Raw genomic sequence first — 15,930 nt, 5'->3', positions numbered from 1 at the left:
ACGAGCATAGTTCAATGAGAAATTCCGATACTCAACAATTGCGCACAGGCCGTCCAGGAGCTGGGCCCGAAACTCGACCCGCCCCTGGACGGACGATCCTGCGGCGCATCGCCTTACCGTGTAATCGATGCTCCACTTACTGCACTGTGATGGTGACGGTCTTGTCGGCGGTCCCGCTCGCGTTGGCGGCGCTGACGACCGCCTCGTACGTGCCGGCCTTGGTCGGGGCCCCGAAGACGACGCCGGTGGTCGGGTCGACCGCGAGCCCGTCGGGCAGGCCCGAGGCGGCGAACGACTCGGGGAAGCCGGTCGCGCTGATCGTGTAGAGCGTCGGCGCTCCCGCGGTGGTCACCAGGGCGTCGGCGGCGACGAGGGTCGGCGCCGTCGTGGACGGGGCGGTGGCCGAGTCGAGGAAGCGCAGGCCGGTCACGTGCTCGTTCACGTGCATGGGGATCATGTCCCAGGTCTTGAACCATCCGGGCTTGCGCATGTTGTCGGCGATGAGCTTGCCGTTGACGGTGAAGTTCTGGAAGACGATGTCCTTGATGCCGTGGTCGGCGTCGTAGCCCAGCATCATCGCGGTCCCGGCGTTGTCCCCGTCGTAGCTGAGGTTCTTGATGAAGACCGACTCGATGCCGCGGCCGGCAGAGGTGTTGTAGGTCTTGTTGTAGGCGACGCGCATGTGGATGATCTGGCCCCACCGGAAGTCCTCGATGCGGACGTCCTGGATGCGCATGTTGCGGATCAGGTTGCTGTCACCCGGGTTGAGCGCGATGCAGCCCTGGTAGTTCAGTTGCGGCTCGCGGTGGTCGAGGATGTCGATGTTGCTGATGGTGATGTTCTCCAGCACCTCCGGCGCGTCGGTGTTGCCGTGCGTTCCGACGTTGATCGGGTGCGCCACGTCCGCCCAGAGCGAGGAGTCCCTGATCGTGATGTTCCGGACGTCGCCGTACCACTCGTTGCGGTGGGCGTAGAGGGCGATGCAGTCGTCCGAGCTGCGCATGAAGAGGCCTTCAAGGAGCACTTCGCTGCTGCAGAAGACGTCGATGCCGTCGCCCCATCTGCCGGAGCTGAAGTAGCTCAGGTTGCGGACCGTGACCTGCTCGGACTCGTCGATGTCGAGCGCGTTGCCCGTGGGGTTGTTCATGATGGTGATGCCGTCGATCAGGATGTTCTTCGAGTTCCTGACGGGGGCCGCGCCCCACTGGACCCCGTAGATCATGCCGTGGCCGCGCAGCGTCGCGTTCTCCACGTTGTCGAAGGTGATGTTGCGCTTGACGACCGCGCCGCCGGCGATGTAGACGGTCTGGCCGCTCGCGACCGCGACGGCCTCGCCCGTGTGCACGCCGGGTCCGAAGTAGACGACGGATGGGTCCTCGGGGTCGGGCACGTCGGTCTCGATGGGGTGCGCGATGAGGTGCAGGCAGTCGTACGGTTCGCCGTTGACTTCGACGACGATCTTGCGGGGTTCGGTGAGCGTGAACTCGAGGGTGTCGTCCTCCTCGACCGGTTCGATGCCGTAGGAGAGGGGGCGGATCCGCGCCTCCTCGATGGCGCCCTTGGTGTATCGCACCTTCACCTCGACCTCGCCCGAGAAGTCGAAGTAGGCCACAGCGGAGTTGTGGAGGGGGCCGGCGCCGGTCGTGGCGTCGATCATCTTCAGGCGGGTGTTGTAGACGCCGAGCCGCTGCCAGTCACTCTGGCCGTTGCGGACGCTCACCTCGAAGCTGCCGTTCTGCGCGATCCCCTCCGGGACCGGGTAGGTGACGATCGCGTTCGCGGGCGCCTCCTGGGCCGAAGCGGGACTGCCGGCGGTCGCCAGATAGCCGGCAACGGCGGCGGCGCCGGTCGCCTGGAGCACGGTGCGGCGGGACAGGATGGGGTTTGCAGGGTTCTCAGTCATGATTCCTCATTCGTTGCAAGGGGATTGAAGGGTGCGGGGCCGGACCGGATCCGGCCCCGCTTGTGATCGCGGCCGAAGGCCACTGTGGATCGGAGGTCAGCGCCTGTGCGTGAGCGTGCCGAATCCGAGATCGTCGAAGCCGCCGGAGGTGGTGCCGTAGTCGCCGCCACCGCCTTCGGCGGCGCTCTGCTCGACCATCCGCTTCAGGTTCGGCAGGGTGAAGCCCCACCGAGAGATGTAGTGGCCGTAGACCCGCGCCCACACCGGCCGGACCTGGCCGCGGCCGCCCGCGCCCATCACCGTGTGCTCGTTGTAGCTGCAGTTGACACCGGAACCCCACGTGTACTTGGTGAACGGCAGGTCGTCGTAGCCGAGGTTGTAGCGGGCCACGTAGTCGGCGGTCCTGGCGAAGGCGTGGTCGCGCGCCGAGTACAGGTCGACGCCCTGGTTCCAGGCCATCTCCATGATCGAGCCCATCAGGCCCATGCCCATGATGGTGTGCCCCTGGTCGCGGCCCGACTCCTGCCACTGGGCGAGGGCGCCGTGGATGAAGGGGATCGCTTTGTTGATCGACCCGTTGCCGGCGCCGTTCCAGAAGTAGTCGACGGCGCGGTCGAACAGCGCGTCGTCATCGTTGAAGACGCCGATCGCCATGATCGAGGCCATGCTGCACAGGTCCCAGTTGGCCCAGTAGTTGGTGATGCAGGCGCCGTTGTGCCGGACGAGGAAGTCCTCGTTCATCGGGTAGAAGATGTTGCGCAGCATCGACTGGAACCGCCCGCGGTCGAAGCCGGGGGCGTCACGGACCAGCTCGGCCGCGTTGGCCGCCTGGTAACCGTAGATGCCGGCGGCCAGCCAGCGGTCGGCCGAGCCGTTGATCTCCTGGAGCGTCCCCGACCAGGCGTTGAGGATCCGCACGGCGCAGTCGCGGTGGGTGGTGGTGCCGGTGATCCGCCACCGCAGCGCGTTCTGGTAAGCGGCGTGGATGTCGTTGTAGAAGAGGTGGTAGTTCTCCGACCACCCGGACCCGCGGTAGATGCCCGTCTGCGGGTTGGGGTTCCAGTCCGGCCAGGAGTGCTTGTTGGCGATCAGCTTGTTCCAGCCCGAGATCCAGGGCTCGGCGTTGGCGTAGACCTTCTGGTGCATACGGTCGAGATCGGCCTGGGTGTGGAGGAGTCCGGGGTGGGCGCCGTTCTGGGCCTGGGCGATGCCGAGGCCGGCGACGCCGGCGACCGCGAGGCCTCCCGCGACGACGGCTCCTCGCAAGAGGTTTCGCCGCCCGAGTGCCGCGCCTCGGCGCGATTCGTTCCTGTGGTTGTCGGACATGGTGCTCCTTTGCGCCATGCGGTGCGATGCCGGGGAATGCGACCGCGAGTTCGTGAAGGTTCACGGTGAAGCGTGTTCCTTCATCTGAATCATAACATGCAATATCTACATATTTCAATAAAAGAATACGATAGTGGACATTTCCGCACAGCCGACCAGAGGCAGGGTCCGAGACCTGCCCCGCCCCTGGTCGGAGTCGCTGCGAACTCAGTACACGCGGATCTCCTCGATGTCGATCGGCTTCTCCGGGAACGAGATCCGGACCAAACGCGCGGTCCGGAGCGGAAATTCGAGGTACGCCCCGAGCTCGTCGGCCTCGGGTTCGGCGGCGTGCAGCGACGCGAACAGGTGCCCGTCCGCGCTCGTCTCGAGCAGCCACGGCTGCGCCGGCGGCTCCGCGAAGACCACCTCGATACGGCTGATCTCATAAGGGAACTCGAGATTCGCGCAGAGCCACTCGCCCGGCTCGCGGTTCGCCGCCCGCCAATACGTACCGCTGCCGGTGGCGGTGGCACTCCCGCCTTCATGGAGCGGCTCGGCGCTGCTCACCGAGACGGGCCGGTAAGCGGCCAATGAGGTCTCCCCCTGCCCGCTCGGCGGCTCGGTCACCCACGGCGCGGGCGGCGGCAGCCGCCTCGCGCGCCGCGCCTTGCGCGGACCGGTCGCCACGACGACGAGCTCGGCCGCGGCCAGCCCCTCGGCGGTCGCCAGGATCCGCTGCGGCCCAGGCGCATACGAGCGCAGCTCCATCGCTCCCGCTCCGTCCCACAGGCTGTGGGTCTCGGGCGACAGCGTGATGCTTCGCCCCGAAGGGAACACGCCCTCCCCTTCGAGCACCGTCAATTGCACGGCCCGGTCGTCGACGACGCGCACGCCGTGCCCGTCGACCAGCTCGACCAGCAGCCGGGCATCTCCGGTGCCGTCGGTCGGGATCATCTCGGTGTCGGAGGTCAGCCGCAGCGCGACCGCGGTCCCCGGTTCCGGGAAGGCGGGCGGCGCGATGCCGCGCAGGCGCTCCCGGTACCAGTGGTACGAACGCCGGGGCATCCGCCAGTAGTCGGCCAAGCCCTGGAGGCCGGCGCCGTCCGCCACCGACTTGTAGTGGAAGGCGCACCAGAAGATCTTGCCGGAGCGCCAGGGATAGTCGGTCTCGACGCCGTGCTCCCACTGCACCTCGTACTCCCCCGGCCCCTGTCCGCGGACGCCGTGGTACTCCGCCACGAGGTTCGGAATGCCCGGGTCGAGGAAGAGCTCCGCACCGTCGCCGTTGTACCCGGCGATGTCGCCCAGGACGTCGAAACCCTTGCGCTGCGCGCCACCGACTGCCGCGGGACGGGTCGGATCCAGTTCGTGCGCAAGCTCCACGAGTTCGCTCGTGAGCGCCTTCGCCTTGCCGATCACTCGGTCGTCGCTGAAGAACGCCTCGTTCCCGATGCTCCAGGTGACGATGCTCGGGTGGTTGCGCTGGGTGCGGATCATCTCCCGCAAGGCCCTGCGCAGGCTCTCCTCGAACTCCGGCTCGTCGGCTTCGTTCACGGGGTAGGCGCTGGCGAACCAGTAACCTTCGACGTTCTCACCGCCGATGCCCCAGAAATGCAGCTCGGACCAGAACAGGAGGCCCTGGCGGTCGCACTCTTCAGCGAAGTAGGGGTGGTGGGGGTAGTGGGAACCGCGGATGATGTTCATCCCCAGGTCCTTGATCATCCCGACGTCGCGGCGGATCGACGCGCGCGTCCCGGCGTCGCCCCAACCGCCGCGGTTCTGGTGCACGTTGGCGCCGTGAAGGTCGAGGTGCTCGCCGTTGAGGAAGAACCCGCGATCGGCGGTGAACTCGAACCAGCGCACACCGAACGAGGCCTTCTGCGAATCCCGCGCGATCCCGTCGACCGAGATCGAGGCCGTCACCTTGTAGCGGTGCGGCTGGTCGGGGTGCCACAGCAGCGGATATGCAACGGCCCCTTCGAGTTCGACCACCGCGCGCGACCTGGCCGGGATCACTCGGCGCACGGTTGGCAGCGAGGCGACCGTGCGCTCGGGATCGGAGAGCACCGCCGCCACATTGACGTGGACCGGCTCCGGCTCGTCGTTGACGACCTCGATGGCTGCGGCGACGGTGGCGCGTTCGCGGCTCACTTCGGGGGTGGTGACATCGATGCCGTACCAGTCGATTCGCACGCGGTCGGCGACGATCAGGCTCACGTCGCGGTAGATGCCGCCCGCGAAGCTGTAGTCGCCGGCACGCGGTGCCAGGCGCGGGTTCCAGATGTTGTCGACCCGGACGAAGACCTCGTTCGCCCCGGCGACGACCGCGTCCGAGATGTCCACAGTGAAGGGCGTGTACCCGCCCTCGTGGCGGCCGACCAGGCGGCCGTTCACGAAGACCTCGCAAACCTGGAAGACGCCGAGGAATTCCAGGGCGATCCACTGGCCGAGCCACGCTTCCGGCACGTCGACGCGCCTGCGGTAGCAGCCGTGGCCGACGTAGAACCGCTGCTCGCGGAAGTCGGGCAGGTCGAAGGAGTGCGGCAGACCGATGTCGTACCAGTCGGGGCCGGGGAGTTCGTCCTCCGCCCCGGGATGTTCGCCGTAGGCGAACGTCCAGTCGTCGTTGATGAAGCGCTGCTCGCGGATCATACGGTCGGGACCTCTCAGCACATGGGTGTTCAAGAGGCGGGCCGCCCTCTCAGAAGCGGCCCGCCTCGGAATGCGGCGGGACTACTTGGTTTCGTCCCAGGCCTGTTGGTAGATCTCGACGTACCGGTCGGCGCCGAGGTCGGTGAGGTTCTGCTGGAACTCGGCCCAGTCCTCGTCGCTCTCGATGTCGCGGACGCCGGTAGCGAACTCCGCGCCCGCCTGGACGATGAAACTCTCCACATTGGTCTGGATGGTCGCCAGCTCCGACCGGGTGTCACCGGTGACCGAGACGTCCCAGTGCGGGAACGCCTCATCGGACTCGTGGCCCTCATAGAGCTTCGTGGCCTCGAACAGGCGGCGCTCGTAGCCGGACGGGTCGTAGATGTCGGTCGAGACGATCTGGCCGCCGCGGAACGTTTCGTCGCTGAAGTACTGCGTCATCGCGCCCCAGGAGTTGTTCAAGCCCTCGCCTTCCGGCGGCGTGAGCATCTCGTAGAGCGGCTCCACGGTCTCGTCGAGGGGCACGTCGCCCTCCGCAGGCGGAGCCCAGTTGACGCCTTCGACGCCGAACTCGCCCTGGATGTGGCCTTCATACGAGTAGATGAAGTCCATGATCTGCATGAGCTTCTGCTGCTTGGCCTCGCTGGCGCGGTTGGTGATCACGAAGGACGCGCCGCCGGCGGCACCGGAACCGTTCCAGGACGTGTCGCTGCCGTTCGGTCCGGTCAGCGGCGGGACCGCGTCGTACTGCGCGCCGCGCCCGTCAGGAGCGGCGAGGTCGACGAAGACCGCAGGGTGCAGCGTGGCGACCGATCCGAGGATCACGCCCTCCGCGCTGTTGCCCTTGGCGTAGAGCGCCTCGCCGTTCTGCGTGAACGTGCCCTCGTCGATCAGGCCGTCCGCGTACAGGGAGCTGACATATTCCATGGCGGTCCGCCACTCATCGCGGGTCGGCTGCAGCGCGACCTTGCCGTCGACGGCCGCGAGCGAAACCGGAGAGGTGCCGTCAGCGCTGAGGCCCGACGTGTAGACGAACGGGTTCATCAGGTACTGGAGGACCGTGCCGCCGAGGTCCCCGGAGAGGGGGATCTCGTCGGCCTTGCCGTTCCCGTTGGGGTCCTGGGTCTTGAACGCCTCGAGGACCGTCCGCATCTCTTCAGGCGTGGTCGGCTGCTGGAGTCCCAAGGTGTCGAGCCAGGCCGAGTTCATCCACAGCTTCACGCCGTACGAGCAGTGGAAGCACTCGTTCCACTGGGGCAGCCCCCAGATGTTCCCGTCCGAGGCCGTCGCCGACCTCTTGTAGTCGGGCTCATCCTCGAACGCGGCGGCGATGTTGGGCGTGTCCTCGCCGATCAGGTCGTCGAGCTGCACGAGGACGCCTTGGCCGCCGAGCTTGATGAGCTCTTCGTTGGTGAACTGGTCGACCCACGGGACGAGCATGTAGGCGTCCGGGTAGTCGCCGCTGGCGAGGGAGATCTGCCGCTTCTCACCGGCCGCGGCGCCGTCGTAGGTGGTCGTCTCGAACTGGAGGTCGACGTCGAACTTCTCCTCGATCACCTTCGTGAACGCGTTGTCGTCCATATCCCCGTCGGCACCCTGCGGGGCGAAGATGGTGATCACGTCGTCCGGAGTGGTCTCCGGTTCCGAGGAGCACGCGGCGAACGCGCTGGCCGACACGGCCAATGCCGCTCCGGCCGCCGCCGCTCGGGCGAATCTGCTGGTCATCGTTGACTGCCTTTCAATGTGAGGAGTTGATGGGCTTGAGGGGAGAACTATGGGGGCGGCGCTCTAGCCGGCCTCGGCGGAGCTTGCGAGCCGTAAATCAGCCTTTGACGGAGCCGAGCATCACGCCCTTGGTGAAGTGCCGGGCCACGAACGGATAGACGAGCATGACGGGCACCGTCGAGACGACGATGAGCGAGAACTTCATCAGGTCGGCGACCTGCTTGGCCTCCATCTGGTTCGCGAGGTCCGCTCCGCCGCTGTTGTTGAGGACCAGGATGTTCCGCAGCACCAGCTGGAGTGGATAGAGCTCCTCGCTGCGCAGGTAGATCAAGGCGGAGAAGTACGAGTTCCACTGCCCGATGCCGTACATGAGCGCGATGACCGCCAGCAGCGGCTTCGACAGCGGCAGCACCACCGTCCACAGGAAGCGCAGGTCTGAGGCGCCGTCGAGCTGGGCCGCCTCGTACAGCTCCCCCGGGATCGAGGAACGGAAGAAGGTCATCGCGATCAGCACCTGCCAAGCACCGATCGCGGCAGGCAGGATCATCGCCCAGCGCGTGTCCAGCAGGCCGAGGGCACGGACGACCATGTAGGACGGGATCAGCCCGCCCGAGAACAGCATCGTGAACAGCACGCCGCCGATGAGCACCTTGCGGCCCACCAGTTCAACGCGCGAGAGCGGATACGCGATCATCACCGTGAGGGTGACGCTGACGAGCGTCCCGACCACGGCGTAGAACAGCGAGTTCCCGAAGCCCGTGAGAATCGCATCGTTGCCCAGCACCGCCTCATAACCCAAGAGGCTGAAGTCGACCGGCCACAGGAACACCCGCCCGCCCGACACCGCCGCCGGGCTCGAGAACGAGCTGGCCACGATGTTGATGAGCGGGATCAGGACGATCAACAGGAAGGTCGTCAGGAGGATGTAGACGCCGACCATGAAGATCCGGTCCACGGGGGTGTCCTGCACCTGGGTGGCGCGGCGGCGTTTCGGCTTGCGGGCCTTGGTCTTGGGAGCGGCCTCGGGCTCGGCCCGAGTAGCGGTTGTGAGTGTCATTGCAGGGGCTCCTTTCACCACAGGCCGTTGCCGGTCACGCGCTTGGACACGGTGTTGACGGCCAGGAGCAGGATGAGATTGATGACGGAGTTGAAGAGCCCGATCGCCGTCGCGAGGCTGAAGTCGGCGTTGAGCAGGCCGATCTTGTACGTGTAGGTCGCGATGATCTCGGAGGTGGAGAGGTTGAGCGGGTTCTGCAGGAGGAACGCCTTCTCGAACCCGATCGCCATGACACTGCCGACGCTGAGGACCATCACCACGACGACCGTCGGCGCGATGCCCGGCAAGTCGACATGCCAGATCTTCTGCAGGCGACTGGCTCCGTCGAGGCGGGCGGCCTCGTACAGGGTCGGATCGATCCCGGCGAGCGCGGCCATGTAGATGATCGCGGAGTACCCGGCGGTCTGCCAGATGTCGCTCCACACATAGACACTGCGGAACGCGTCAGGGTCGGCGAGGAGGTTCGAGTCCATGCCGAAGAAGCCGAGAACGTTGGCCATGAACCCGATCCGGGGCGAGAAGATCAGGATCAACATCGACACGACGATGACCGTCGAGATGAAATGCGGTGCGTAGGTGACCATCTGGACGGTCCGCTTGAAGAACCGCGCCCGAACCTCGTTGAGCGCCAAGGCGATGATGATCGGGATCGGGAACCCGGCCAGAAAGCCGTAGAGGCTCAGCATCAGCGTGTTCCGGATCAGGTCCCACGCGACCGGGTTCGCGAAGAACCGCTCAAAGTGGTCCAACCCGGCCCACGGCGAACCCCAGATCCCGTCGACCACGTTGTAGTCCTTGAACGCGATCACGTTGTTGGCCATCGGGATGTACTGGAAGATCACGAAGTACGCCACCGGAAGAACCAGCAGCACGTAGAGCTGCCAATGCCGCCGCAGGTTCCGCTTCCGCGTCTTCCGGCGCCGCTCACGAAGGGCCGCCGCGGTTCCCGCTTCCACTGCCGCGGTCACCGGTCCGCCTCCGTCGTCCTGCTCGCCGTATGGCGGCGCTTCCCGTTCATGAACTGCACCATCGCTCCTTCGCGAACCGTTCCGTGAACCTTCACGGGAATGCCCGTGAAGGTTCACGGTAGAGATCGAGCTCGATCTTGTCAAGCGCCTGAAGCGAGGTTTTTTAAGGTCAGGCGGACTCGCGCCACAGGATCTTCGAGCGGACGCTGCGATGAATCGGGGCGATCCGGCCGAAATCCGCCTTAGCGAGGACCTCGACGATGTCGAGGGTGTTCGACGCCAGACTCTGCTGGTCGAGGGAGATCGTGGTGAGCGGCGGGTCGACCGCGTCGCCGAGCGCGAGACCGTCGACGCCGATGATGCGCACCCGGCCGGGAACGGCGACACCGATCGCGTGCGCGCTCTGCACCGCGCCGAGCGCCATCAGGTCGTTGAACATGAGCACCGCGTCGACGTCCGGGTGCAGGCGCATGAGCTCCGCGAACGCGCGGCCGCCGCCGGAGATCGACTCCTCCCCCACGACGACGCCGGCGATCTGGTCGCCGACCGCCGCCTCGAACCACTCCCGTTTGGGCGTGGGCTCATAGGCCCCGTGAATACGTTCGGTATAGGCCGAGTCCACCATGCCGAACCGCTTGGCACCGCGCTCACGAAGGGCGCGGACCGCGTCGACGATCCCGGACTCGATGTCGATCTCGACCGAGTGGACGCCGGGCAGCTCGCTCCGCGTCTCGAGGCGGACGATCGGCAGCCCGTGGGCGGCATCGCGAAGTTCGGCATCGGATTGCCCGAAGTGGCCGGCGACCACATCGACCTGGCTGGAGAGCAGTTGGAGGGCTTCGACGGCGTCGCCTTCCGAGGCGGCGATCATCAACTGCCATCCCCGAGCGGCCGCCTCCGAGAGCATGTCCGCGGCGATGTCGGTGAAGTAGGGGTTGCGCAGGGAGGCCACCACGAGCCCCAGCGCGTGGGTCTTCTGCCGGTTGACCAGGCTCCGGGCGTGCCGGCTCGGCCGGTAGCCGAGCCGCTCGGCGGCATCGAGGACTTTCCGCCGCGTCGACTCGCTGATGTCCCCCATGTCGTTCATCGCCCGCGTCACCGTCTGCCGCGAGACTCCGGCTGCTGCAGCGACATCGAGGATCGTCACGCGCTTGCCCACTGGGCCACCATTCCCTTGCACACGCTCATGCTATTGGCCGCCTGCGGCGCGGGCGAACGTGACGTCGTGGACGCGCCGCACCGCGATAGGCGGGACTCCGAATTCGTGAAGGTTCACGGTATCGATACCAGCCGCATATGACAAGGTCCTTTCCGGTGCCGCTCAATCCCAAGCGGTGCTGAGCCGCGCATACTCCTCGGAAGTGACGGGCAGCACGACGCCGTGGCAGGGGTCCTTCGGGAGTCGGTATTCCTCACATTGCGTCCACCGTCCGGCGGCGAGGTCGGTCGTCTCGAACGGCACGTAGCGACGTTCCGAGGTGAACTCGTCGATCCAGAGGTACCACCGCTCCTCGGTGTTCGACTTGTAGACGAGGGGCCCTTCGCCCTGGGAGATCGCGTCGAGGCCGATGCCTTCGGCCAGCGGCTTCCAGTCGTCCGCGGTGAGCGATCCCGCGGTCTCGGAGAAGACCGACTTGCCTTGCGGCGCTTGGCCACCGCGGCTGCGTTCGTCCTTGAGGAAGCGGTAGTAGACGCCCTCGTGCCCGATCACCGTGGCGTCGATGGTGTTCCAGCCTCGATCGACCCAGATCCGCGGCTCGGAGAACTCGCGGAAGTCTTTCGTGGTGGCGTACATGATCCGGTTGTAGCTCTCGCCACCGTGCTCGGCATCGCCGTAGAGCTTCGACGACCAGTGGACGAGGTACGCGTCCTGCTCGGGATCCCAGACCGCCTCCGGTGCCCAGGTGTTCCCCGCTTCGGGCGGTGCGACCTCGACGAGTCGGCCCTCCCCCCAGTCCACGAGGTCCTGGGACTCCCAGACCATGATCGAGCGGCTGCCTCGGCGCTGCATCTGATCCCAGTCGCCGTTGGCGTGCACCCGCAGGTCGGTGGCGATGAGGAAGCACCGGTCGCCGGCCGGGGAGCGGACGATGTGCGGATCGCGGACGCCCCGTTCCCCCTTGGTGGAGTGGAGGATCGGCTTGCCGCCGTTGAGGTCGTCGAAGCGCAACGGGTCGTTCCCGGCGCTCAGGGCGAAGTGGATCTGCTCGCCGTCGGCCGATTCGCGTTTGAAGTGGACGTAGAGGTATCCCGCGTATTCGGGTCGCGGCGATCGGCTGGAGTTCATCGGTCTGCACCAGGTCTTCCATGAGGTTCGTCGGTCTCGATTTCCGTGAAGGTTCACGGTACTGTGGTGACCGCCCGATCGCAAGCGGGCGAGCGGCCCCTCAGGATGCGGCCCACCCGGCCGTCACCCTTGTCGAAATTCACTGACTTGTTGTTTGTTTTCACGATGATCGACTGGCCGGCGAACCGGTTTTGAGGCCGAATTCAGGTGGACTCTCTCCTATATTGGTGGTTGATTTTCAGGATGCGCAACGTGACCATCTGCCTCGACGAGCCTCCGGAAGTGGTGAACGCGGGCTTCGCCATCCACGGACTGAACGGCCCCGACGATCCTTTCCGGCTGCCCGACCTGTGGCAATTCCACCTCTATCAATACGAGGCGGATCTCGAGGTCGACGGGTCCGCCCATCGCATCACGCCCGGCCGCGTCAGCCTCATACCCGCCGCCACCGAGGTGCACTATCACCACCGGGGCCGCTCCGAGCACCTCTACGTGCACCTTCGGCCCTCGCCGCGGGGAACGCCGCACACCCTGCCGCTCATCCAGGACTCGGGCTCCGCCGGCCCTGCGCTCGCCGAGATGTTCTGGCAGGCGATCGCGACCGTCGCGGAGTCCCCCGCCCAGGCGGCCGCCGAAGTGTGGACCGCGCTGTGGCGGACGGTTCGCCTGCAGCCGAACGAACCCGGGGACGGCGACCACCCCGCGGTGGCCGCGGCCTTCGCCTACATCGAGCAGCGCCTGCCGCGGCCGATCACGGTCCCCGAGGTCGCGGCCGCCGCAGGCGTCTCCCACAACCACCTCACCCTGCTGGTCAAGGAGGCCACCGGATCCACATTGGTCGCGTACATCCGCCATCGCAGGATGGCGCGGGCCGGCCACCTGCTGCGCGAGTCGACGCTCTCGATCCCCGCGATCGCCGCGTCGGTCGGCATCCCGGCCCTCCAGGCGTTCAACAAGGCGTGCCACCGCGAGTTCGGCGCCTCGCCCCGGGCCTTGCGCGAGGCGGCCAGGCGTTGACCGCCGACGCTTGCGTTGCCCATTTTCATCAGACCGACTTGCGGCCCCTCGACGGTCGGCACGGCGTGGTTCCGGCGAGCCTGGCCTCTTGCGACGGTTTCCGTCGTCTGCCATGCTTTGCGCTGCCGTAGGTCATCAGACCTTTCAGCGGCACATCAGCGACTGGACTCCGGTCGAAAACGAACCCGTACCACGGCGCCCCCGCCTCGTTCGGGAGGCGACAGAGCCCGGGTTTGTTTGTACATATCTATTTATTTACATGGTTAGAAAGGTTTGCCATGCAAGTCACCGAACATCGAAATCGACGGCGGATCGCCTTGATCACCACCGCCGTCGCCGCCCTGGCTGCCGGACTCGGCGTCGTCCTGCCCGCGGTCGCGCAATCGGCCGAGAGCTGCGAAGTCGACTACCAGGTCAAGAGCGAATGGGACGGCGGCTTCACCGCCGACGTCGACGTGACCAACCTCGGCGAGGACGTCAAGGGCTGGAAGCTCAAGTGGAGCATCCCCGCCGAGCAGGACTTCACCCACGCCTGGAACGCCAGCGTGAAGGCCTCGGACGGCCAGGCCACCGCCAAGAACGTCAAGCACAACAAGACGATCGCCGCCGGGGAGACCACCCGGTTCGGGTTCACCGGCACCACTTCGGACGGCAACACCGTCCCGACCGAGTTCACCCTCAACGGGGAGGCATGCACCGTCGCCTCCGACGAACCGAGCGCGGAGCTCACTGCGATGGAGACCGTCGCCGCGATGCAGCCGGGCTTCAACCTCGGCAACTCGCTCGACGCGATCCCCGACGAGACCTCGTGGGGCAACGCCCCGATCGACCAGGAACTCGTTCAGGAAGTCAAGAACGAGGGCTTCAACAGCCTCCGCCTCCCCGTCACCTGGGACGAGCACCAGGGCGAAGGCCCTGACTACGCCATTGACCCGGCATACCTCGACCGTGTCGAGGAAGTGGTGAACTGGGCGCTCGAAGCGGACCTGTACGTCATGGTGAACACCCACCACGACTCGTGGATCTGGCAGGCGGACATGAAGACCAACCGGGAGGAGATCCTCGCCCGCAACGAGGCGGTGTGGACCGCGATCGCCGAGCGCTTCAAGGACTACCCGCCGGAGCTCGTGTTCGAAGGCATCAACGAGCCGCAGTTCTACGACGCCACGGACGAGGAGAAGTACCAGTACCTCGACGAGCTGAACAAGCAGGTCCACGGGGTCATCCGCGCCTCGGGCGGCGGCAACGCCGAGCGCCTGGTGGTCCTGCCTACGCTGCACACCAGCGGCGACCAGGTCCCGGTCGAGGAGCTGACGCAGACGTTCACCGACCTGAACGACCCGAACGTGGCCGCGACCATCCACTTCTACGGGTTCTGGCCGTTCGCGATGAACCTCGCCGGGAGTCCCACGTTCGACCAGGTGACCAAGGACAACATCCACGAAACGTTCGACAACGTGCACGAGGCGTTCGTGGAGAACGACATCCCGGTGATCATCGGCGAGTACAGCCTCCTCGGCGGGAACGTCGAAGGCAAGGTCGAACGCGGCGAGATCCTCAAGTTCTTGGAGTACGCCGGCTACTACGCGCGGGAAGCGGGCCTCACGACCATGCTGTGGGACTGCGTCCCCGGCTACGACCGCCCAGGCCTCCAGTTCCGGGACGCGGAGTACTGGGGCATGTACCAAGCGGCCTGGACCACGCGTTCGGGCACGGCCGAGACCGACCAGGTGTTCATCGAGAAGTCCGGTGAGATCACGGACGAGACGGTCACGCTGGAGCTCAACGGTCTCGAGTTCGAGGGCCTGCGGCACGGTGACACGCAGCTGACCGAGGGCACCGACTACACCATCTCGGGCAGCGAGCTCACCATCAAGGCCTCGCTGCTGACGTTGCTGCTCGGTGACCGCGAGTACGGCAAGAAGGCCGACCTGCACGCGGACTTCTCGGCGGGCCAGCCGTGGCGGATCAGCCTGATCAGCTACGACACTCCGACGATCGCGAACGCCACCGGCGCTGCGGACACCTTCGCGATCCCGACCGAGTGGAAGGGCGACACGATGAAGACCATGCAGGCGGTCTACACCGACGACGGGAGCAATGCCGGACCGATCGAATGGACCTCCTGGAAGGAGTGGGGCGAGGGCTTCAAGCCGGACTACGCGGCGAACAAGCTCGACCTCGGCAGCAAGTTCTTCAATGACGTCCAGGAAGACAGGCAGGTGAAGCTCACGCTCTACTACTGGAGCGGGGCGACCCACACCTACTACGTGACCGAATCCGGAGGCACCGTCACCGGTACCACTGGCTGATCTGCACTCAGGGGGATGCGGCCCCGACCCAGGACGGTGTCGGGGCCGCTGCCCGCGCTGCCGGGCCTAGCCGCAATGGCGTTCGGTTCGGGCTGTGGGCGGGTTGTCGAGTCCGGCCCCGGCCCCTGCCCCGGCTGGTAGGCGTGGGGCGCTTGGCGGAACAGCGGTACGGAGACGTGGCCGGGTTGGCTCGGGTGGGGGTTCGGGCGGTCAGCGACGGGAAGCGGGGCGGCCGTGTCGGGGGCGTGACCGTGGCCGGGTTGGCTCGGGTCGAGGCTCGGGCGGTCGGCGACGGTCGGTTCGGTCAGGCTCCGGCCCGCGGTGGGCGCTCGGCTCGGCTCGGCCGCACCGGTCGTCTCGGAGCGCGCCGAGTGCCTTGTGGTGGGGTGCTTGGCGGCTCGCGGCGCCTGCCGGTCGGCATCGACCGGGTTGGAGCGCGGCGGGCGCGGCGGGTTCGTCATGGCCTTCGTATCTCCTTCCGGTCTCGGTCCTGCGGCTTCGCTCTGCCGACCTCCACTTCCCGGCTGCTGCTCTCCAACCCCAGCCCTCCGGCTTCCGGCTTCCGGCTTCCGGCTTCGGCCTTCACGGCTTCGGGTTGTCGGGCTGCTCGCTCCCCGGGGGCTGATACCGCGCAGGCCGCCCCGGGCAGGGCCCGTCTCATGCACGGCCCTGGCGTGCCGCTGTTGAACGCCGCGGCGCAT

At 66.7% G+C, this 15,930-nt stretch carries 10 protein-coding genes; 2 read left to right on the top strand and 8 right to left on the bottom strand.

Annotated features, from left to right (window positions below):
- Nucleotides 1-136 precede the first annotated feature (136 nt).
- The 8 genes from ACFO8M_RS14435 to ACFO8M_RS14400 form a co-directional block, all read right to left on the bottom strand.
- Nucleotides 137-1,903 (bottom strand): glycosyl hydrolase family 28 protein, encoded by a 1,767-nt coding sequence (locus tag ACFO8M_RS14435; protein WP_387976540.1) that lies wholly within the window; start codon nt 1,901-1,903, stop codon nt 137-139.
- Between the two features lie 96 nt (nt 1,904-1,999).
- Nucleotides 2,000-3,229, bottom strand: a complete 1,230-nt coding sequence (locus tag ACFO8M_RS14430) for an alginate lyase family protein (protein WP_387976537.1) — start codon at nt 3,227-3,229, stop codon at nt 2,000-2,002.
- Nucleotides 3,230-3,436: 207 nt separating this feature from the next.
- Complete coding sequence (locus ACFO8M_RS14425) at nt 3,437-5,863, bottom strand: glycoside hydrolase family 2 protein (RefSeq protein WP_387976534.1); 2,427 nt, start codon at nt 5,861-5,863, stop codon at nt 3,437-3,439.
- Between the two features lie 81 nt (nt 5,864-5,944).
- Complete coding sequence (locus ACFO8M_RS14420) at nt 5,945-7,588, bottom strand: ABC transporter substrate-binding protein (RefSeq protein ID WP_387976531.1); 1,644 nt, start codon at nt 7,586-7,588, stop codon at nt 5,945-5,947.
- Nucleotides 7,589-7,685: 97 nt separating this feature from the next.
- Nucleotides 7,686-8,645: a carbohydrate ABC transporter permease gene (locus ACFO8M_RS14415; protein ID WP_387976528.1), complete on the bottom strand. Its 960-nt coding sequence runs from the start codon at nt 8,643-8,645 to the stop codon at nt 7,686-7,688.
- A 14-nt stretch (nt 8,646-8,659) separates the two neighbouring features.
- Nucleotides 8,660-9,613 carry an ABC transporter permease gene (locus tag ACFO8M_RS14410; protein ID WP_387976525.1) on the bottom strand — a complete coding sequence of 318 codons (954 nt, stop codon included), beginning with the start codon at nt 9,611-9,613 and terminating at the stop codon, nt 8,660-8,662.
- 169 nt (nt 9,614-9,782) lie between these two features.
- Entirely contained in the window at nt 9,783-10,772 is a 990-nt protein-coding gene (locus ACFO8M_RS14405) for a LacI family DNA-binding transcriptional regulator (protein ID WP_387976522.1), read from the bottom strand.
- A gap of 162 nt (nt 10,773-10,934) precedes the next feature.
- Nucleotides 10,935-11,900 (bottom strand): glycoside hydrolase family 43 protein, encoded by a 966-nt coding sequence (locus ACFO8M_RS14400; protein WP_387976520.1) that lies wholly within the window; start codon nt 11,898-11,900, stop codon nt 10,935-10,937.
- A 243-nt stretch (nt 11,901-12,143) separates the two neighbouring features.
- On the opposite strand from ACFO8M_RS14400, the gene ACFO8M_RS14395 reads away from it, so the two are divergent.
- Both ACFO8M_RS14395 and ACFO8M_RS14390 read left to right on the top strand, forming a co-directional pair.
- Entirely contained in the window at nt 12,144-12,917 is a 774-nt protein-coding gene (locus ACFO8M_RS14395; protein WP_387976517.1) for an AraC family transcriptional regulator, read from the top strand.
- A 278-nt stretch (nt 12,918-13,195) separates the two neighbouring features.
- Nucleotides 13,196-15,229, top strand: a complete 2,034-nt coding sequence (locus ACFO8M_RS14390; protein ID WP_387976514.1) for a cellulase family glycosylhydrolase — start codon at nt 13,196-13,198, stop codon at nt 15,227-15,229.
- Nucleotides 15,230-15,930: the final 701 nt, after the last annotated feature.

Origin of the sequence: Glycomyces rhizosphaerae (assembly GCF_042647865.1) — a bacterium.
Classification (GTDB): Bacteria; Actinomycetota; Actinomycetes; order Mycobacteriales; family Micromonosporaceae; genus Glycomyces; species Glycomyces rhizosphaerae.
The sequence above is the reverse complement of the archived record's forward strand: the minus strand, read 5'-3'. Positions and strand labels throughout refer to the sequence as shown.